The 18,336-nt window shown below is 50.7% G+C and carries 16 protein-coding genes and 2 pseudogenes; 9 read left to right on the top strand and 9 right to left on the bottom strand.

Features of this window, described 5'->3' with window-relative positions:
* Window positions 1-43: 43 nt before the first annotated feature.
* Window positions 44-985 carry an EamA family transporter gene (locus tag MCON_RS13585; protein ID WP_013720516.1) on the bottom strand — a complete coding sequence of 314 codons (942 nt, stop codon included), beginning with the start codon at window positions 983-985 and terminating at the stop codon, window positions 44-46.
* 415 nt (window positions 986-1,400) lie between these two features.
* On the opposite strand from MCON_RS13585, the gene MCON_RS13580 reads away from it, so the two are divergent.
* From MCON_RS13580 to MCON_RS13565, 4 genes and pseudogenes are all read left to right on the top strand, one after another.
* Window positions 1,401-2,471, top strand: a complete 1,071-nt coding sequence (locus MCON_RS13580) for a formate--phosphoribosylaminoimidazolecarboxamide ligase (RefSeq protein WP_013720515.1) — start codon at window positions 1,401-1,403, stop codon at window positions 2,469-2,471.
* 95 nt (window positions 2,472-2,566) lie between these two features.
* Window positions 2,567-3,738, top strand: a pseudogene (locus MCON_RS13575) (RNA-guided endonuclease InsQ/TnpB family protein).
* A 64-nt stretch (window positions 3,739-3,802) separates the two neighbouring features.
* A complete protein-coding gene (locus tag MCON_RS13570) occupies window positions 3,803-4,993 on the top strand; it encodes a phosphoheptose isomerase family protein (RefSeq protein WP_013720513.1) in 1,191 nt (396 codons plus the stop codon).
* Window positions 4,994-5,049: 56 nt separating this feature from the next.
* Window positions 5,050-5,595 carry a metallophosphoesterase gene (locus tag MCON_RS13565; protein ID WP_013720512.1) on the top strand — a complete coding sequence of 182 codons (546 nt, stop codon included), beginning with the start codon at window positions 5,050-5,052 and terminating at the stop codon, window positions 5,593-5,595.
* A 115-nt stretch (window positions 5,596-5,710) separates the two neighbouring features.
* Here MCON_RS13565 and MCON_RS16340 read toward each other — a convergent pair whose 3' ends face one another.
* The 7 genes from MCON_RS16340 to MCON_RS13530 all read right to left on the bottom strand — a co-directional run bounded on the left by MCON_RS16340 (window position 5,711) and on the right by MCON_RS13530 (window position 12,166).
* Window positions 5,711-6,580, bottom strand: a complete 870-nt coding sequence (locus tag MCON_RS16340) for a hypothetical protein (protein ID WP_157863835.1) — start codon at window positions 6,578-6,580, stop codon at window positions 5,711-5,713.
* A gap of 754 nt (window positions 6,581-7,334) precedes the next feature.
* On the bottom strand, window positions 7,335-7,877 hold the full coding sequence (locus MCON_RS13555; protein ID WP_083804735.1) for a GtrA family protein: 543 nt from the start codon (window positions 7,875-7,877) through the stop codon (window positions 7,335-7,337).
* Window positions 7,871-8,536 carry a glycosyltransferase gene (locus MCON_RS13550; protein WP_048132538.1) on the bottom strand — a complete coding sequence of 222 codons (666 nt, stop codon included), beginning with the start codon at window positions 8,534-8,536 and terminating at the stop codon, window positions 7,871-7,873. The genes MCON_RS13555 and MCON_RS13550 overlap by 7 nt, the downstream gene beginning before the upstream one ends.
* 129 nt (window positions 8,537-8,665) lie before the next feature.
* Complete coding sequence (locus tag MCON_RS13545; protein ID WP_013720510.1) at window positions 8,666-10,345, bottom strand: sulfurtransferase; 1,680 nt, start codon at window positions 10,343-10,345, stop codon at window positions 8,666-8,668.
* On the bottom strand, window positions 10,329-11,498 hold the full coding sequence (locus MCON_RS13540; RefSeq protein WP_157863834.1) for a sulfurtransferase: 1,170 nt from the start codon (window positions 11,496-11,498) through the stop codon (window positions 10,329-10,331). The genes MCON_RS13545 and MCON_RS13540 overlap by 17 nt, the downstream gene beginning before the upstream one ends.
* 16 nt (window positions 11,499-11,514) lie before the next feature.
* Window positions 11,515-11,895, bottom strand: coding sequence for a putative zinc-binding protein (locus MCON_RS13535; RefSeq protein ID WP_013720508.1), 381 nt, complete (start codon window positions 11,893-11,895; stop codon window positions 11,515-11,517).
* Window positions 11,896-11,929: 34 nt separating this feature from the next.
* The gene (locus tag MCON_RS13530) at window positions 11,930-12,166 is read right to left on the bottom strand and encodes a thioredoxin family protein (RefSeq protein WP_013720507.1); all 237 of its coding nucleotides are present in this window, start codon (window positions 12,164-12,166) and stop codon (window positions 11,930-11,932) included.
* Between the two features lie 578 nt (window positions 12,167-12,744).
* Here MCON_RS13530 and MCON_RS13525 point away from each other — a divergent pair.
* The 4 genes and pseudogenes from MCON_RS13525 (at window position 12,745) to MCON_RS13510 (ending at window position 16,338) form a co-directional block, all read left to right on the top strand.
* On the top strand, window positions 12,745-14,244 hold the full coding sequence (locus MCON_RS13525) for a DUF2193 domain-containing protein (RefSeq protein ID WP_013720506.1): 1,500 nt from the start codon (window positions 12,745-12,747) through the stop codon (window positions 14,242-14,244).
* 62 nt (window positions 14,245-14,306) lie between these two features.
* Window positions 14,307-14,516, top strand: a complete 210-nt coding sequence (locus MCON_RS13520; RefSeq protein WP_013720505.1) for a DUF2180 family protein — start codon at window positions 14,307-14,309, stop codon at window positions 14,514-14,516.
* The gene (locus MCON_RS13515) at window positions 14,513-15,256 is read left to right on the top strand and encodes an MIP family channel protein (RefSeq protein WP_157863833.1); all 744 of its coding nucleotides are present in this window, start codon (window positions 14,513-14,515) and stop codon (window positions 15,254-15,256) included. Before MCON_RS13520 ends, MCON_RS13515 begins: the two co-directional genes overlap by 4 nt.
* Window positions 15,257-15,394: 138 nt before the next feature.
* A pseudogene (locus tag MCON_RS13510) lies at window positions 15,395-16,338 on the top strand (RNA-guided endonuclease InsQ/TnpB family protein).
* Window positions 16,339-16,351: 13 nt separating this feature from the next.
* Here MCON_RS13510 and thiL read toward each other — a convergent pair.
* A complete protein-coding gene (gene thiL, locus MCON_RS13505; protein ID WP_013720501.1) occupies window positions 16,352-17,281 on the bottom strand; it encodes a thiamine-phosphate kinase in 930 nt (309 codons plus the stop codon).
* Window positions 17,282-17,359: 78 nt separating this feature from the next.
* Here thiL and MCON_RS15380 point away from each other — a divergent pair, with 78 nt between their 5' ends.
* Window positions 17,360-18,322, top strand: a complete 963-nt coding sequence (locus MCON_RS15380) for a protease inhibitor I42 family protein (protein WP_013720500.1) — start codon at window positions 17,360-17,362, stop codon at window positions 18,320-18,322.
* Window positions 18,323-18,336 lie beyond the last annotated feature (14 nt).

The raw sequence follows: 18,336 nt of genomic DNA, 5'->3' as shown, positions 1-18,336 counted from the left end.
CCTGCCGCTGCTTTGCAGTTGAACTTTTTTTCTGGCAAGGGATTCAGCTCACGAAATATACTCCCACTATTACCATCATGAAAGCGGCGCCCTTTTGCATCAGCGACGATCTGTCTGTCCTCTCATTCAGCTCTTTGGCCAGCCTTGGCGCTAGGGCACCGAGGATCATGATCAGCATCACCGTCAGGATGGGCTGGAGGGCTCCTACGCTGGATACCAGGGTGACTGATCCAATAGCATAGGCGAAGATGGAGAAGATCAGCCCGAGAAACTGGAAGGCCTCCTCTGAGATCAATGCTCCTATGGCAAAGCTTCCCCGGCCAAAGAAGCCAAAAACCTCTTCGCGAATGGAGCGCACGGCCATGAGAGGCATTGCCACTATCAAGGTGCCAAGCGATGACCAGATGTAAAGGCTCCACTCATCGATCGAGAACAGGAGATATTTTAGGGAGAGATAATACGCAGCGGTAAGGATCCAAAATGACATGAATGGCCTGATCGATGGGGATAAGCCCTTGATGCTGCCTTTAATCTTTGGATAGATGCCAACTGAAACCCTGCTGATTCCTCGGTCCCTTTTATAGGATAAAAAAAGGGTGCCGATTATGAGCAATAGCCCGCCTGCATAGCATTTTGGGCTTAAGATCTCGCCGAAAAGGAAGATGGAGCCAATTAATACGAATACAGGGTATGCATATTCCATCGCGGAGACCTTTGAAGCCTCTTCGATCTGCAGAGCTTTCATGTAAAAGAAAGTGGGAAATATCTGCAAGCAACCAAGTAACAGAGCGAAAAGGGATTCAGGGTATGTGAATTTGACTCCTACAAATAGCATAACCGGGATGATGAATATAAGCTGGACCAATGCCTGGCAGACTATATAGGCCTTAGAATCATACGTATAATTTTCCAACAGAAGCTTGTCGAGCACTCCTGCGATGGAAAAAAATACCGTCCCCAGGAATGCTAATATGAGCCAATCCATTTTGAACTTCCCCACAGTTTGTGCAAGCCGATAAGCTCTGCAGATCGCTTTTCGTTCCTGTACGCGGTTTATTTTAGACTATTTAGTAATATTTATGGTACTAGTTATACTTATCTGAAATACCAATCCAATCGTCAATCTGATTAAACTTCTGCCTAAATAATTTATTAAATAATTATAACTGAGATTGCCATAAACCTACTCAGAAGTTGTATGCCCTAAGAAGAAGATTGGCATAAAACTCAAAGAATAAACTCTCATAGCCAGCAAAGCCCTTGTTTTTCAAATCCCTAAATGCGCTCCAATCCCTCATGCCCAAGCAATCCCTTCTGCGAGATTCTGCCTCTCCGAAGGGCTTATCTACCTTTGAGCCAACCCTACTATTTCAAAGGTCATAATTCAAAGGGATATCACCATGATTTCAAAAGAGGAGATTTCGGAGATTCTGAAGGGATACGATAAGAAAAATATCACTATTGCCACCATCTGCTCGCACAGCAGCCTGCAAATCTTTCATGGCGCCCGTCGGGAGGGATTCAAGACCCTGGGCATCTGCATCGGCCAGCCGCCTAGGTTCTATGATGCATTTCCACTAGCTAAGCCAGATAAATTCATCTGCGTTGAGAGTTATAAGGCTCTGCTGGATTATGCCGACGATCTAGTGGCAGATAGCGCCATTGTAATTCCCCATGGGTCACTGGTCGAGTATTTGGGAATCGAACGGTTCGAGTCCCTGGCTGTTCCCACCTTCGGCAACCGTCGCGTTCTGGCCTGGGAGAGCGACAGAGAGATGGAGAGGGAGTGGATGCTGAAGGCCGGAGTCAACGTACCCATGAGGTTTGAGAAAGCAGATGACATCGACCGTCCGGTCATTGTAAAGTATCACGGCGCCAAAGGCGGTCGGGGCTTTTTCATTGCCAAGACCAAAGAGGAGCTCCAGAGCAAGATGAGCAGCCAGGAAAAGTACACCATCCAGGAGTTCATCCTGGGCACCAGGTACTACATCCATTTCTTCTACTCGCCCATAAAGCCGGACGGATACAGGCTGAGCAAGGGATCGCTGGAGATGCTGGGCATAGACCGGCGAGTGGAGTCGAATGCCGATGAGATATTCCGCATCGGCAGTATGAAGGAGCTGGCGGATGCGGGCATTTATCCCAGCTTCGTGGTAACCGGAAACCTTCCCCTGGTGCTTCGCGAGTCTCTCCTGCCTAGGGCCTTTGAGCTGGGGGAAAGGGTTGTAGAAACCAGCCTGGATCTATTCGGAGGGATGATCGGCGCTTTCAGCCTGGAGACCATTGTCACCGACGAGCTGGAGTTCAAGGTCTTTGAGATATCTGCCAGAATCGTCGCCGGAACCAACCTCTATATCAATGGCTCGCCTTACTCCGATTTCGTTGAGCCGGGACTATCAAACGGCAGGCGCATCGCCCAGGAGATAAAGCGAGCCAATGAGCTCGATCTGCTGGAAGAGATTGTCACATAAACACAGGCTGGAAGCCCCGCTCTTCAGGGCGGGGAGGAAAGCCGCAAGTAGCCCACCAAAACCTATATATCACTCAGTGAATATACTGCCTACTGATGACTGAGCAGGTGTTAACCGTCCAATGCAAGTTAAGTCCAACAGACTCCCAGGCCGAAGAGATGGAGGATACTCTGAAAGCCTTTGCGGATGCCTGCAATTGGATAAAACAGAATACGCCTGCTAAGCTCAGAAATAAGGTCCGTATTCAGGGCATTGTATACCAAGATGTTCGAGCTAAGTTTGGTCTTTCTGCCAATCTGGCAATCAGGGCTATCAATCGCGTTGCATCTAACCGTAAGACTGCCATGAAGGATCATTCATCAGTTAAGAACTTTGAACCAACCAGTATAGATTATGATACTAGGATCTTTGCTTTCAGAGAGAAAGACGAAGAAATCAGCGTGACTCTTCTTAGATCGAGACAACGAATCAAGTTGGTTCTAGGCGACTATCAGCGAACCAGACTCAAGGATTCTAAACCGACAAGCGCAACGCTTTGTAAGAAAGGATCTGAATACTATATCAACATCCAGGCTAAAAGCGAAGCACCGGAGCAGATACATGTTGATACGGTCCTTGGTGTCGATCTTGGTATAACTGATATAGCTGTGACCTCCGAAGGCCAGAAGTTTGGCGGAAAGACTATCAAGCTAATCAAGAATCATTATGCGTCTATGCGTGCTGTTCTTCAACAGAAAGCCGTGAAAGGTACAAGGAGTTCAAGGCGAAGATGCCGAGAGCTTCAGCAACGACTATCAGGCAAAGAAGCACGCTACCAACGGCAGATCAACCACGAAATCGGCAAAGCCATTGTGACCAGAGCCCAGGAGATTCCTGCAAAGATAGCTCTGGAAGATCTAACCGGAATTAGAGAAGGCGTCAACCAGAAAGCAGGAAAAAACCATAGACGAAGAGTCAATGGTTGGGCCTTCTACCAGCTTAAGGAGTTCCTTAGCTATAAGGCTCTCGTGGCGGGTGTTCCTCTGGTTCTGGTGGACCCCGCATACACCAGCCGACGTGCCATCAGTGCGGTGAGCATGGAATCAGGAATGGCAAGAGCTTCAAGTGTCCTGTGTGTGGTTGGTCTGGCGATGCTGATTTCAATGGTGCTAAGAATATAGCTTTCTTGGGCCGCTATGTAGACCGGCCTGGAGGCTCGGAAGGACTTCCAAGTATCAAGGCTGTCCTTTCAGGGCTACTGAAAGCTCCGGTCTTTAGGCCGGAGTAGTTTACCTGATGGTATTGGGCTGTCCCAGAAGGCTTATCTCTGCCGGGCCATAAAATGAGCCACTATGTCAGGCCTGATAGAAACCTTCCGCGAATCCACAAACTTACAGTGCAGCTTCCTGGAGAAGCTGCTGGATCTGGATATGCCAAGCGTAGCTGCATTCTCCGAGTCCATGGTGGACTTTCTCAAGCCCATCCCGGAGAACAAGTTCGTCTACGGCCTTGCGGCGGGACGATCCGCTCTTGCCCTCTACAGCTTCATGCAGCTCATCCAGAACCATTTTGAGAACGTTTTTCCTTTTACCCTGGAGGACCCAGTTCAGAGGCACTACCGCAAGGGAATGAACCTCGGCATTGCCATATCAGGCTCTGGAGAGACGCAGTCAGTAAATAAATATATAAGCGACTTTATCACTCGCGGCGGGGACATCAAGCTCATTACTGCCAATAAAGAGGGAACCGCTTACAAGATGGTGAGCGAGTATGAGAAAGGGGACGTTCTGGTAATCGAAGCCAGGACGAAGCATGCCACGGACAAGGATATGCGTTCCAGGCTCTCTCCTCTTGGCACGGAGTTCGAGCTGGAGGTCCTGGCTTTTTTGAATGCCCTTTTCGCGGATATTCAGTGCCGGCTCAAGGGGATCTGCGATCCTAACTGTCCGGAGTATCGATCCATAATCATGGACCTGATGGAGAATGCCAGCCTCATCTCCCGCATGGATCCTGAGCACCTGGAGAACTGGTTGATCAGGCTCCTTCCCCGCAGCGGAAGATACATAATTGGAGGAGTGGGCAGATCCGGTCTGGTGGCAAGGGCCTTTGAGATGAGGTTCACCCATCTGAACAAGATCAGCTATTGGGAGAGGGATTTCAATACTCCGAGCTTTCAGATAGGCGATGTATACATACCGATAACCGGAACAGGCAACACCTATGAAGCCCTGGAAGGGACGACATTGGCCCTGAAGAAGGGTGCTGATGTGATGCCCATAACTGCCAATCCTTCATCCAGGCAGGTCTCCATCCTGAGCAAGTGCAAAAGGAGCAAGGACATAGCAGTAGTGCCGGTAAAAGAGGAGTACCGCAGTCTCTTCAGCGGTGACACGTCCTCGACCACCTGGCTGATGTCCGATTACACCAAATTCAGGTATCCCATCTTTGAGATCAACGCCTCCATATTCACCAACAGCGTGGTGGCCGTGGGCGCGGAGTTTCTGGGCATAGCAGAGGCCGGCATGAGGCGAATGCACGTCTGAGCCCAAGGGCAATAGCTGTCTCAGCTGCACTTTTTCAAGGATGATGTGATGAAAAAATGTCCAGGATAATAGCTCTCTCAGATACCCATCTGATGGAGGATGACAGGCTACCAGAAGCGGTGGTCGCATTAGCAAGCAAAGCGGACATCATCCTTCATGCCGGCGATTTTATCTCAGTCCAGGCCCATTCCGCCCTTAAGGATCTGGGAAGGCTGGTTGCGGTGAGGGGAAACTCCGACTCGCCCCAACTCAAAAGGCTCCTGCCGAAAAGAGAGGTGATAGAAGTGGAAGGAGTGAAGATAGGCCTCGTGCACATGGCTTCACATGGTTCCGATCTGGTGGGGGCGGAGATGATGGCCAGGGAGATGAACTGTGAGGTTCTGGTATTCGGACATATTCACCGTCCACTCATAGAGAAGGGCAGAAGGCTTCTCATCTGTCCCGGGAGCACCTCCCAGCCCAGGATGTCCGCTCCCTCGGTGGCGGAGCTGATGGTTATTGATGGCACTGTGCAGGGAAGGATCATCCCCCTCGGAAGCCCGGCCTGCAACTATCTGAAGTATGCTGAAAGGCTTGGAAGAGAAGAATCTGAAGAGAAATGAGCAAGTGGCTTCCTAAAACCAAAAAATCTGAAAAAATGTGGCATTATTGATCACATTTAGCAGCTATAAAAAAAGGCAGATGTCACTGCAGCAAATGCAGCCCAAATGTTCCTATCTAATTTGGTGCCTCCTCCTCTTCATCCGGCTTTTCTTTCAGAGTGCTTACGGAAATTCCATGCATTACCAAAAGAAGAAGGACGATCAAATAAAAGTACACATTAATGACCCTGTTCATGGCGATGAATAAGACCAGTGCGGTAGCCATCCACCCCCAGCGGTCTTCAGGATCCATTCTTTGCAGTGCCAGCGAAAAGATGGCGACCATAACGATGCCTTGAACAATTATCATCGAATCCCAGGGAATAAAAAGAGATATCAGATAGGAGAGGTTTACAGAAGGGGTGTCAATATAAAACCAGTTGCCGTACACACCAGCGATGAACTCTTCAGGAGAGCCCAAAAGGAATGGAAGTATGAGGATCAAGGCAATTGCTACTGCTATCAATGAATTCACAAAAGCCTTTTTTATTCCCCATCTCTTAAAGGCTGAAACCACAATAAAAGGAAAAATGACCCAGACGAACTGGTAGGCGGCGAGAGCATATCCAGATGCAATAGAACTCGTCCACCATTTGTTGTTTCTATCGAGGAAAAAGACGATTGAAAGAATGAGAAATAGCACCCCGAGATAGATTTCGTGCCGGTACTGAAGATATGGGGTCAGCAGGAATACCGGAACTAGCAGCATGCTATGATTCCTGGAACCATTAGCCGAATATGCCAGAATAAGCGCAGATACCAGCATGCTTATCAGGTTTATAAACCGCAGATCCACTCCAGATGCAGCAGCTGGCAGATAGGCCATCCACATTCCGGGCAGATAAGTGAACACCTGATGGGGTGGATGGTAGAGAAGGTCATGGTAAGCATATGGGCTCATCCCTGCCAGGAAGGACTGACATCCCGAGAGGATGAGAGGGAGCATATCTGACCTCTGTGAATGAAGCGGGAATGAGACAATGCTTAAAAGGTATGTTCCAGTATATGCTGCCAGAGCGATAAGAACAAGAAGGCCCTGGGATGCATCCTTAATAAGTAGATATATGAGTGAAGCTCCAATACATGCGAATAAAAAAATGGCAATTGGGATATTTAGATGATAGCCGAAAAGGGCATATCTGAGATCCTGCACGATCAGAAGGATAAATGCCATCGCTTCAAAAATCAAGATAATGACCGTCGTTAGCTTGACGGCAGAAATGCGGTCGATGGGGGATAGATGAGCATCTCCAACGATTCCGGGCTTTATAAAAATAATAAAAGCAGCAAAAAATAAACAAGTATATGGCAATAGGATTATCTGAAAGATAGGTTCCGGGAGATGATCAGGCAAGGGAAAATACCGGTCGGATTTCACACTTATGAGGAAACCAAGCAATGCGAGAGCCAAAATCCGTATTTTTATTTTTCTCTCTTCATAAGATAATTTCTCGGCATTTTCCTTACCACTATTGAACGCATTCATCTTCGTCTCCGTCACCTTCACAGGCTGCTGATCGGATCGGCATCTGTCCAAATCCAGAAGACCAGCTTTGAACGAGGCGGTTGTAACGCTGATTGATTATTTAAGGGTGATGGAAAAGGAGAGCTGTTTTTATCGACTCTATCATGATATCATGATGTAAATCAGCTTGCCAGGAGAGTTCTCTATATCGACCATAATCGCAATGCTGCTTGCCCTATCCGGCTTCGCGCCATACGTAATTTATGCTTCCTAGGTAATTAAATGTAAATGCAATCAATATTGCCAGAAATTCGGATGCTACATAGTGAATTCCTGCAACTTCCGTAAAAGCAAGCAGCGCGGAAAGGTTAATCAGTATGCCTCCAAATGAGACAGCATGATACCTGGCCATTGCACGAACAATTGCCGTCCCCTCTGGGAAACTGTAATTGAACGTCGCCCTGGTATTCAAGAAAAAGTTCCATATTATGCTTATCTCTATCGCTATCAATGCAGATATGATATAATATATATGAACATAGGCGGTTAGAAGCCAGAGCAAGGTCAGATTAATTACCGCCCCTGTAGCCCCAACGAATGCAAACTTAAAAACAAATCTCCATCGCCCTCTTGCAATCAAATTGTCAAGAATACTTGAAGGAAGGATTCTTAATGCCTGATTCCAGGAATGATCTACGGGCTTGCTTTGCAGGCTTATCCCTTGGATTGATTCCGAGCATTGAGCCAGCAGATTATGTAGGGCGATATGCATTACCATTCCCCTCTTATTCGTCCCAGCTTGAGCTCGAGCAGAAGCTCAAAGATCCTGGCCATCTCCCGGAGGCCGTTCGTATTGAACCCTACCTTTGAAGAGCCCGTTTTCCTCTTATAGAAGGATATGGGGGCTTCCAACACCTTCGCCTTCGATTTATATACAATCTCAATGACTATCTTGAATCCCTTGGGTTTAAGCTCCAGATTATCGAATACATTCTTCTTTGCCACCATAAAACCTGTCATGGGATCCCTTAGATCTACGCCCAGGATCAATCTGGTCAATTGAGCAAAGGCGAGGGTTACTAATTTCCTTCCTAAAGTGTCACTGCACTCTCCACCCTCAATGAGCTTCGATCCGAGGACGATATCATGATTCTCTATCAGCTTGAGCATTTTCTGGAGATCTTCTGGCCGATGAGAGCCGTCGCCATCCATGAGAGCGATTATATTTCCTTTGGATCTGGACAAGCCTTCAACAAAAGCGTTGCCCAAACCATCCGATCTCTGTATCATAACCTCCGCCCCTTTAACCTTTGGCGCGGTGCGGCTCTTGTCTACTATCAGTATTTCGTGGTTTTCCTTAATTGTTGCATTGATATTATCTACAAGCTCTTGAATGGTTGGTTCATCCTTTGTGGGAATTATAATCGAGGTCAACATCTGCCTATCCTTGTCATGAGGTCTATCGCAATTTTTCAGTATCGATCTGCTGATCTTTATAGATCTTTTCACCCTGAACACGATCCAATGGATCGGTCCAAGATCGGGATGACAGAGGCCCAGGCCCCTTCATCCCTTCCTTGTCACCTCCACCTGCAGCACATCAGTAAATGCCTCTGCATTCCCATCCAGGGATGCGACTATGCTCACCTTATACAACCCGGGAGCGACATTGGCATTCCAGATGCCCATGTACCTGCCCCCAGATGTCTGCAGCAGGCTGGTCCTTGTCTCTTCACCGCCATCCGGTGCATATATCACTGCAGTGCACCTCAAAATGCCATCGGAGGAGGACTGGTCGGATGCATTTGTGGAAGAGGCAGAGCTCTGGCCCGCCTTTCTGTTCGAGCCGATCTGCACATATCCATCCTTGCGATCCAGGTTGGCAAAGCCCTGGGGAGAGCCAAATCCGCAGGTAGCGCATCCCTTAACCGTCAGCTTCGGTTCCTGGTTGGCGGAGGAATTGGCTGAGGAAGAGCTGTACTGTGATGAGTCTGTCCTCTCCGTCCTCTCATGGAAGGATGCTGTTATGGTCGTCGCCTCTCCTGATCTGACCGGATTGGGCTGGGCAGAGACCTCCGCCAGCTCATAGGGGAACTTGGGCTGGTTTTCCAGCCAGTCCCTCCAGGTGTAGAGCCGGGCATCGTAGCCGGACTCGTTCAGAGCGAACCAGAGCAAAGCGGCCTCAACCCCGATATTGGTGTAAACCACAACCGATCGGTTCTTGTCAAGATCCAGGAAACGCTCTTTCAGCATCTCTTTGGGCATCATGCTATCATTGACCAGCACATTCTCATAGGGTATGTTGATCGCCCCGGGAATTGAGCCCAGCTCATAAGCATTTGCCGGCCTGGCGTCAACTATCTGCGCCCCGCCAGTGACTACATATTCATAGGTGGCAAGAAGCTCTGGCCTTATATGGGGGATATACTCGGCCTTGGACCTGATGGCAGAAGTGTTGCTGATGTTCAATCCCCCAGCCTTCCAGTCCTCGATCGTGCCCTCCAGCACCCTTACCTTCTCATGTCCCAGGTATTTTAGGGCCCAGTAGGTGAAGAACGCCGGCGACGGTCCTCCGCCACAGGGCAGGCACTCCCCGGCGATCAGCAGGGAATCGTTGCTGCTGATGCCCGCATCTCCCAGCAGCCGCGCCATCTCCGATGCCGGCACTATCTCCCCGCCTTCGGAGAAGAAGCGATCGTAATTGAGATTGACAGCGCCCTCGATGTATGCGGCCGCACTGGGGCTGATGTCCAATACAACCTCATCCGAAAAGATCGAATCCGGGGATGCTATCGCCCCGACCAGCTCGCTGCTTCTGCTCAGAGCGGATGCTGTGCTGTTGCTCATGCCGTTGCTGGCGCTATTGTTGCTGCTATTGCCCATATGGGTGGAAGAGGATGAATTCCGACTCCCATTCAGCCCAATCTCTGCTTCAGCAGTCTTTATCTTCAACTCATTATTGTTCATTTCATTCTGCAGGCCATTCTGCTGAACATTTTTCATATCCTCTTCATAGGCAGCCTTCTTTTCCAGCCAGCCGTCCAGATTGGTCCAATCAGGGCAGGTGGGGCAGAACTCCCCAGTCTCTGTGCCTGCGCTGGCCGATCCTGCCAATAGAATAAAAGAGGTGGACAGTATGAACAGCAGAACCGCAATCGCTCCAGAAATGGCCACTGTCCCGCCGGCAGTTGCCGGCCTTTCTCCCTCAGCCGCAAGAGGGACGGAAAGATCAGATTGCAGTCTCATTTAACCCCCCGGACCCATCCACCTCTCGGAGATCTGGCTGTTGATTTGCCATCCAGTCCTGGTAGCTGTAGAGCCGGGCATCGTAGCCCATCATCTCCAGGGCGAACCAGACCACAGAGCCCTTCATCCCGGTATTGGTGAAGACGACCACTGGCTGGTTTTTGTTCAGCACCATGAAGACCATATCCAGCCGGTCCTCGCCGGTGATCTTCTTATCGGCAAGAACGCTCTCATAGGGCATGCTGATCGATCCGGGTATGGTTCCCATGGCAAACTCGGGCGGCGTGCGGGCATCGATGATCTGCACCTGGCCGCTCTTGACCAGATCGAAGGTGGCGGTGTAGTTTGAATTCACCAGAGGGATATACTCCTTCCGAGGAAGCACTTCAGCACTCCCTGAGGTAGCCCCTCCCGCTGTCGCCCAGTCCTCAGCCGTCCCGTCCAGGACTTTTGCTTTCTCATGGCCCAGGCTCTTCATCATCCAGTAGACGTAGGTGGCCACCGATGGTCCTCCGCCGCAGGGCAGGCATTCCCCATAGATGACAACCGAATCCTCTCTGGAGATTCCAGCCTCGCCCAAGATGCTGGCGACCTCATCTGCCGGCTTCAGAATCCCCGGCTGAAGGAAGAACTCCATATAGGGAATGTAAATTGAACCTTCGATATGGAGGCTCGAGTTCTCGCTCACATCCAGCAGGATATCTGCATCATCGACCCCATCCAGCGACAAGAGCATCTCTCTTGCCTTAAGGCTGCGGGTCATGTTGATCTGCAATTCCTTCAGCTTTAGCGGGGCGGCAATCTGAACATCCTTGGCCTCTTCTGCCTCTGCCTGCGGGACGCTATCGGGCGCCACTGCACTCTCGTTTTCCTCACCTTTTTCATCCTCTGCGCCCTGGGAGGAGTTCATCCCCCAGCGGATCTCCCTGGACTTCTTGGCCCAGTTGGTTCCAGCTGACTGCTGGGTAGCGGTTACATTGCCTATCTCATCCAGCTTGGCCATAGGATCCCAGCCGCCGTTGGAGTCGTCGCACCCCCCTCCTAAAGATGCGCATTCCGCACCGGCAGATGCGCTCTCTATGAGGACCAGGGCCGCCAAAAGCGTCCCGCAGAGAACGCCCATCGTAATCAAAATTGGTCTCAGTTTACTCATCCAATTCACCTCGACTTCAGGCGGCCAGCTCCTCTTTAACCTGCTCTACCACCTTAGAGCACACGTCCTGGTCAATAGAGAGGTCCTGAGTCTTCTCTATGCCCAGCTCAGTCACAATGATCTGTATGGCCGGCTCTATTTCCAGATGCTGCAGGGTCTTGGCAGCACATTGCACCGGACAGCCATCAATGGATATCATCATTCCTGCTTCCCGTGCCGACTTTACCATTGCCTCGATATGAGCGGCCACTGCCGCCAGGCAGAAGAATCCTGCCACGTCCTCTTTCGACAGATCGACTGCCGCCTGATTAGCGATCTGGCCGACATTGCACGCTCCGGAGCAGGCCACCACCCGCACGTCCGAGGAGCTGCAACTGCACTTTTTTTTCTCGTCCATTGGTGACACCATTATATTTTCCAATTATGCGCATTTATCTCTTGAGCATCCGTTTAAGCTCTTCCACAGTTGCCGTTCTCCCTGTCAAGACCGATTTTCCATCTATATATAGGGCTGGTGTCATCATCACTCCTCGATCCATGATCTCCTGGATGCTGTCCACCTTGATGATCTCTGCATCAGTCCCCGATTCTTCCACTGCCTTCTGTACGTTCTTCAGCAGGCTCTTGCACTTAGCACAACCTGTTCCCATTACCTCGATCTTCACCATCTGATTTCACCGTTGGAGGTTAATTGTTCATTCTCTTGTTGTCTGATTCTCAGCCTCTTCTATTGTCTTCTGCCATCTCGCTCCGAATCCCGGATCTACAATTCCAGTATTTTAGCCAATCGAAAGTGCGAGATGGCTATTCTTATATTAGCTTATCGCAATAACACGATGATAAGATCATCGATCATTTGCAGCCAGAGCTCAAAACACAAGCTCTTTGTTCTCCGCATCATCGGATAGGTTCGGCGCCGCGATCCATTATGCTTGCCAAGTCTTGCTCATCCTCTGAGCTGATTGATGCAGATGCTAGTCGATTATCATGAAACTGGAATCTCGGCACATAAAATATGATCCAAGCCCAAAAAGGAGAGCAACTCGCAATCCCCTACCTTTCAAATATTGGATAATGGTAATACATATATCTGATCAGCTCCATATAGTAATAATGGTATCCTCAGGAGGCAGGATACAACCAATCGGAACTGAGGCTTTAAGAATGTTTTATTGCTGATGCTCAGGATATGGTGCTCAGGATATCATGGGAGAATTGCGGCCTCCGATTGATAGGGGTGAGGAAGATGTCTGAACTATACCGTAAGATGGTAGAAGAGGCCATGGCAGCCCAGCGGGCAGATGTGGAGACGGTCAAGAGAAAGAGAGGGCAGAGCTTTGAGGTAGAGGATGCCAAGGCCTATCTGGATGTAGTGAACAAGATGAAGGCCATTGAAGGCCAGTCCAAATCGGTCATCGCTCTGCATGTGGACTCGGTCAACTCTCATTATGAGGTCATGAAGTCCCTGACCAAGACCATAAGACCGGAGGACGATCCGTTTGTCGAGCATTACCAGACCCCTGCCATCCTCGAAATATTGTGTGAGCAGGACGAGAGCTTCAAAAAGAGCCTTAAGGCCTTCATCGATGGGGTGGGAAGATCAGAGGCTCTGATCGGGCTTGAGGCAGCCCGCAGATATGCAGGATTTTACGGTCCGACCTGTGTGGTGGACTTTGCCCTGATTCCAGGCAGCACGAGCAACGTGGTCAACAGGATCCTGAAGACCATTGATATTCCTGACGTCCATAAGCAGGCAATACTGGCTGCCAAATCCTGGGGCATGAACACCTCCTATGGCATAGGCGAGGTCTTTGCCCAGGAAGCAGAGAAAGGAACCAGTCTGGCAGAAGCGGTAAGAAAGGAGATCGATGAGATCAAGTACATCTACGAGAGTCCCATTGAGGCCCAGGGAAAGCTCATGGATGCCGCAGGCCACCAGTCCTTTGATGTTCGCAAATACATGACCGAGTACAAGAAGAGGATGATGCCCGCGGTCAGGGCGGCGATGAATGAAGGGGTTCACTATGGGAACATCCTCACAATTCCTGCTTATTGTGTGGGGGATATCGCCCATCATATATCCCAGTCCACCTTCAACATGTGCAAGGATGACGTCATAATGGCTGTCATCGAGGCAGTCACTGAGGTCATGGGCTCCACCCTCAATAACTCTCTGGACAGTTTCAAGAACGAGCACCAGCCTCTGAACCTGGCCACTGGTGCCGCCGCTTCCGCAGTCGAGTATATAGCAGAGCTGGACGGCTTCAACGCCATAGGCATAGTGGACCTTCTCACCAAGAGGTTCCATAACTATGTGCAGCTCTATCCCACCAGAGGAGCAGCAGCTGAGCTGCATAACTGCGACTTCATGGATATGATCTACCGGGGATGGAAGGTGCTTGACAAGGCCAGAAGACTGAAGAACGGCCTGGGCGGCAAGCTCGTCCCCAGGATATCGGGCTTCGATGTGGACCTTGAGCCCATTCACAGAAATGAGGTTCTCATGAATCCCCAGCGTTATGCCTATCCGGCCTGCGCCATCACCGTGCGCTTCTCTGCTCTGATGAGGCTGTCTGACTATCCCTGCCTCCTTACCAGCGAGCCGGTGACGGCTACGATGATGACCAACATCATCGCCCTGCATAAGGAGATTCCAGCATCACCCGCCAGGGTATGCAAGAACTGCGCTTCTGCGGCGCTGGTCGACTTCAGGCACTCCTACTGCCAGTACAGAGAAGCAGTATGAGGCAGCATCAAACAGCAAGAAAAGAAGCTTATTGAATTCCAATCAAGGTTGATGGTGGATATATGAAATGCTATCTTTGTGCTCTGGCTCAAAAGGATACTGATGCGGTGGCCATCTGCATACTCTGCGGAATGGGGGTCTGCATGGATCACCTGGTCAGAGAGGAGCTGGAAATTTGGGAGGGAGGCTATCCCTTCCCCTCCAAGAAGATGAAGCGAACGCTGCCCCGTATTCTCTGCAAGCCATGCTATGCTGCATATCATGAGGGATGAACATGTCACTGGCAAAAAGGTCCATTGCCGAGGCGGTCGGGACTTTCATCCTGGTTTACTTCGGGGCAGGCGCAGCAGCGATAACCCTGATGATCTCCCAGGGATCAAGCCCGCCCAACCCATTTAACATAGGCATAGGCACCCTGGGAGGACTGGGGGATTGGTTTGCCATAGGAATGGCTTTTGCCATCGCCATTGCAGCTTCTATATATGCATTGGGCAGGATCTCAGGAGCCCATCTGAACCCAGCTGTGACGATAGCCCTCTTGGCCACGAGGAGATTTTCCCTGGGAGATGCCATTCCTTATATCCTGGCCCAGCTGGTGGGCGCATCCGTCGCCAGTTTCCTGTTTGCCGCCAGCGTGGGCATGGATGCCGTCACAGTAGGTGGTCTGGGAGCCACAGCGCCATTTCCAGGAATCGGATACTGGCAGGCGGTAATGGTGGAGGCCATAGGCACCTTTCTGCTCATGCTGACCATCATGGGAGTGGCTGTGGACAGGCAAGCTCCGCCGGGATTTGCGGGGCTGGTGATCGGCCTGGTGGTAGGGGGGATAATCACCACCATCGGGAACATCACAGGCTCATCTCTCAACCCGGCAAGAACCTTCGGGCCCTACATTGGGGATTACATCCTGGGCGGAAATAGCCTGTGGCATTTCTTCCCTATATACATCATCGGGCCGGTAGCAGGAGCTCTGATCGCCGCCTTCCTGTACGACTATCTCTCGGCAGAATAATTTTTTTTGATATTTTTTTTGCTTATAACGTCGGGGTGTAGGGGCAGAGAAGACCCCTCTCCTTCAGGGGAGGGGATGAATCGTGCCCCACCGTTGTGCAGAAAACTATAAACACAATCAACCGCATAAAAAGCATCTATGCTCAAGGCATATAAATTTAGGATCTATCCAACAAAGTCCCAAAGGACGAAGATGGAGAGGACCCTAGATCTATGCCGGTGGACATACAATCAGACCTTAGCATACCGAAAAGATGCTTGGGAGAAAGAAGGCAAATCCGTATCCAAGTACGAGACGCACAATCTTCTTCCAACTTGGAAAGAAGAGAAGCCTGAACTTAACGATGTCTTTTCCCAAACCCTTCAGAATGCCCAGGAAAGGGTGGATCTTGCTTTGAAGGCGTTCTTCCGAAGAGTCAAAGCCGGAGAGAATCCTGGATATCCAAGATTTCGGGGAAGAGGTTGGTACGATTCTTTTACCTATCCTCAGAAAGACGGTTCTCTCGTTGGTGTAGATGTTGGTCTGGAAAGCTTTGCGACTCTTTCCAATGGTGAGACGATAGCTAATCCTCGATTCTTCCGAGAAGAGGAAACGGAACTCGCCAGAGTCCAAAGGAAGCTCTCAAAAGTACCGAAAGGCACTCCAGAAAGAAAGCTCTTCGGATGGTTGAGCGGGTCCATGAGAGGATCGCTAACAAGCGATGCGATTTTGCCCATAAGGTTAGTCGGTATCTGGTTAACAGGTTCGGTTTGATTGCCTTTGAAGATCTTAGTATTCAAAATATGCTCAAAAACCATTGCCTGGCAAAATCCATCTCAGACGTGGCTTGGAATATGCTTGTGACTCTGACCTCGTACAAGGCTGCAAGTGCCGGTTCGATGGTAGTACTGGTAGATCCAAGAAATACGTCTAAGATGTGCTCCAGGTGTGGCATTCTGGTTGAAAAGACGCTTTCTGATCGCGTCCATAACTGCACTCAGTGCGGGCTATCCTTGGATCGAGATTGGAATGCGGCAATCAATATACTCAGATTGGGACTACAATCTGTCGGAATAAAAACCGTAGAAGCCTGCCCCTTTTAAGGGGTGGGAGTAGTCACAGCCCTATCCGATGCTCATAGCCCAATCTTTCGATCTGTCTTCTCTTCCCTGCCCTTTCCATCCAGATTCCCTCCTCCACCACCTCGCCTATAACCGTCAGATCGCAAGCTCTTCGGGCCGCCTCCAGGCCCGAGGAGCGCAGGGTGAATACCAGCTCATAGTCCCCTCCCGCGCTCAATGCCATATCTATAGCATTCTCCTGCCCCACCATCTCCACCAGGCCGGGAGCCAGGGGCAGCTTATCCTGATAGACCAGAAAGCCCACTCCGCTCACCTCTGAAAGATCGGAGAGGGACAGAGCCAGGCCATCGCTGTTATCCATCATTGCCGTAACGCTTCCGCTCTTCGCCAAAGCCCGGGCCTCCTTCAGCCGGGGCTCGGGCTCCAGCAGACTGGTTATAAGCTCGCTTTTCGCGCCGTTCTGCCAGGCCCACAGCCCGCCTCCAGCTGCCCCCAGAGAGCCGGTGGTGCAGAGCAAGTCCCCCGCTCGTGCTCCCCGGCGGCGCAGAATCAGCTCCTTTTCAACAAAGCCCAAAGATGTGCCAGTGATGGTCAATTCCAGGTGGCTGTCGGTGTCCCCTCCCAGAATTCGAGTACCATAGAGAGCAGCACAATCGCCAAATCCTGAAAAGAGCTCATCGATAAAATACTGATCCGCCTCCGGCGGGAGTCCGGCAGCGATGAGGACTCCCGCGGGCTCTGCCCCCATGGCAGCAATATCGCTCAGGTTGACTGCTACCGCCATCCAGCCCATCTGCCAGGGGTTCATGATATCAGGAAAGTCGGTCTTCTGGTGGAGCATATCGGTGCTTGCCACAAGATAACGCTCTCCCGCATCGATAACCGCGCAGTCGTCGTTCTCCAGCCCACCCAGGATCACAGAGATGCGCCGAATAAGATCCCTCTCGCCAATGGCCCCGTTCATTCTTTCTTGCTCCCTCTAATTGTATAGATCGCCTCAGCTCCGAAAGTTATTAAGATTCAAAGATGCATTAATTGTGATATGCTCGATTACAAAAGGTTGTTCATCCAGGCATCGATTGCCCTCCTGCTTTCCCTCATGCTCTCTAGCTCGCTTTCTGGAGCTGGAGCAGCCCAGATGATGCGTATCTGTCCACAAGGCTGCAGCAATCTGAGCATCCAGGAGGCACTTGTTAATGCCTCTGCTGGAGATACGATCATTGTGGAAAGCGGAATCTACGCTAATCCCTTCATAATGGGCCGGCCGGTGAACCTGCAGGGCAGGGACACAGGCAGCGGAAACCCGATCCTCAATCCGGAGAAAGGGAGAGCTATCCTGGCCGCTCAAGGAGCGGTGCTGTCGGGATTCGACTTTTCCAGTGCTCGTGACGGCGATGAAAGGAGCGCAGGCTGCAGGTTGGAGGTCGTCCTTCCCGCTACCATATACCTGAACGATTTTCCGGGCAAAAACAGCGTCTGCCCGGAGGATGTTGCCACCTGGAACTCGAGCCGGATGATCAGCTACCAGTATAACAGCCGGGTACAGCGCAGTTTTTTGGGCAACTACTGGGCGGACTATGCCGGCGAGGATAAGAACGGCGATGGAATCGGCGACGAGCCGGTGGTTTTAAATCAGGACAATATCGACAACTACCCCTTGATGCAGCCGGCGGAAAGTTATCTCATCTCCGATGAGGCCGATGCTCTTGGGAAAAGTGAGATGGAGCTTTTGGATGCTCGAGTGGGTGAGGAGTTCATCATCTCCCTCTCCGCCAATCCGACCACGGGATATGGCTGGAATGTGGATTACGACCATTCCCTCTTAAACCTCAAGAGCTCTGACTTTAGGGCCTCCTCCTCAAAGGCACTTGGTGCTAGCGGCACATCGATCTTTGTCTTCGAGCCCCTAATGCCCGGCAAGACCACCATTTACTTCGTCTATAAACGCTCCTGGGAGAACATTGTGGCAGACGCTCGAGCATTTCAGGTGGAAATATCGGCTTGAAGGCCATGAACTAT

The sequence above is a fragment of the Methanothrix soehngenii GP6 genome (assembly GCF_000204415.1).
Classification (GTDB): domain Archaea; phylum Halobacteriota; class Methanosarcinia; order Methanotrichales; family Methanotrichaceae; genus Methanothrix; species Methanothrix soehngenii.
Note: the sequence above shows the minus strand (reverse complement) of the source record. Positions and strands in the feature narration are given on the sequence as shown.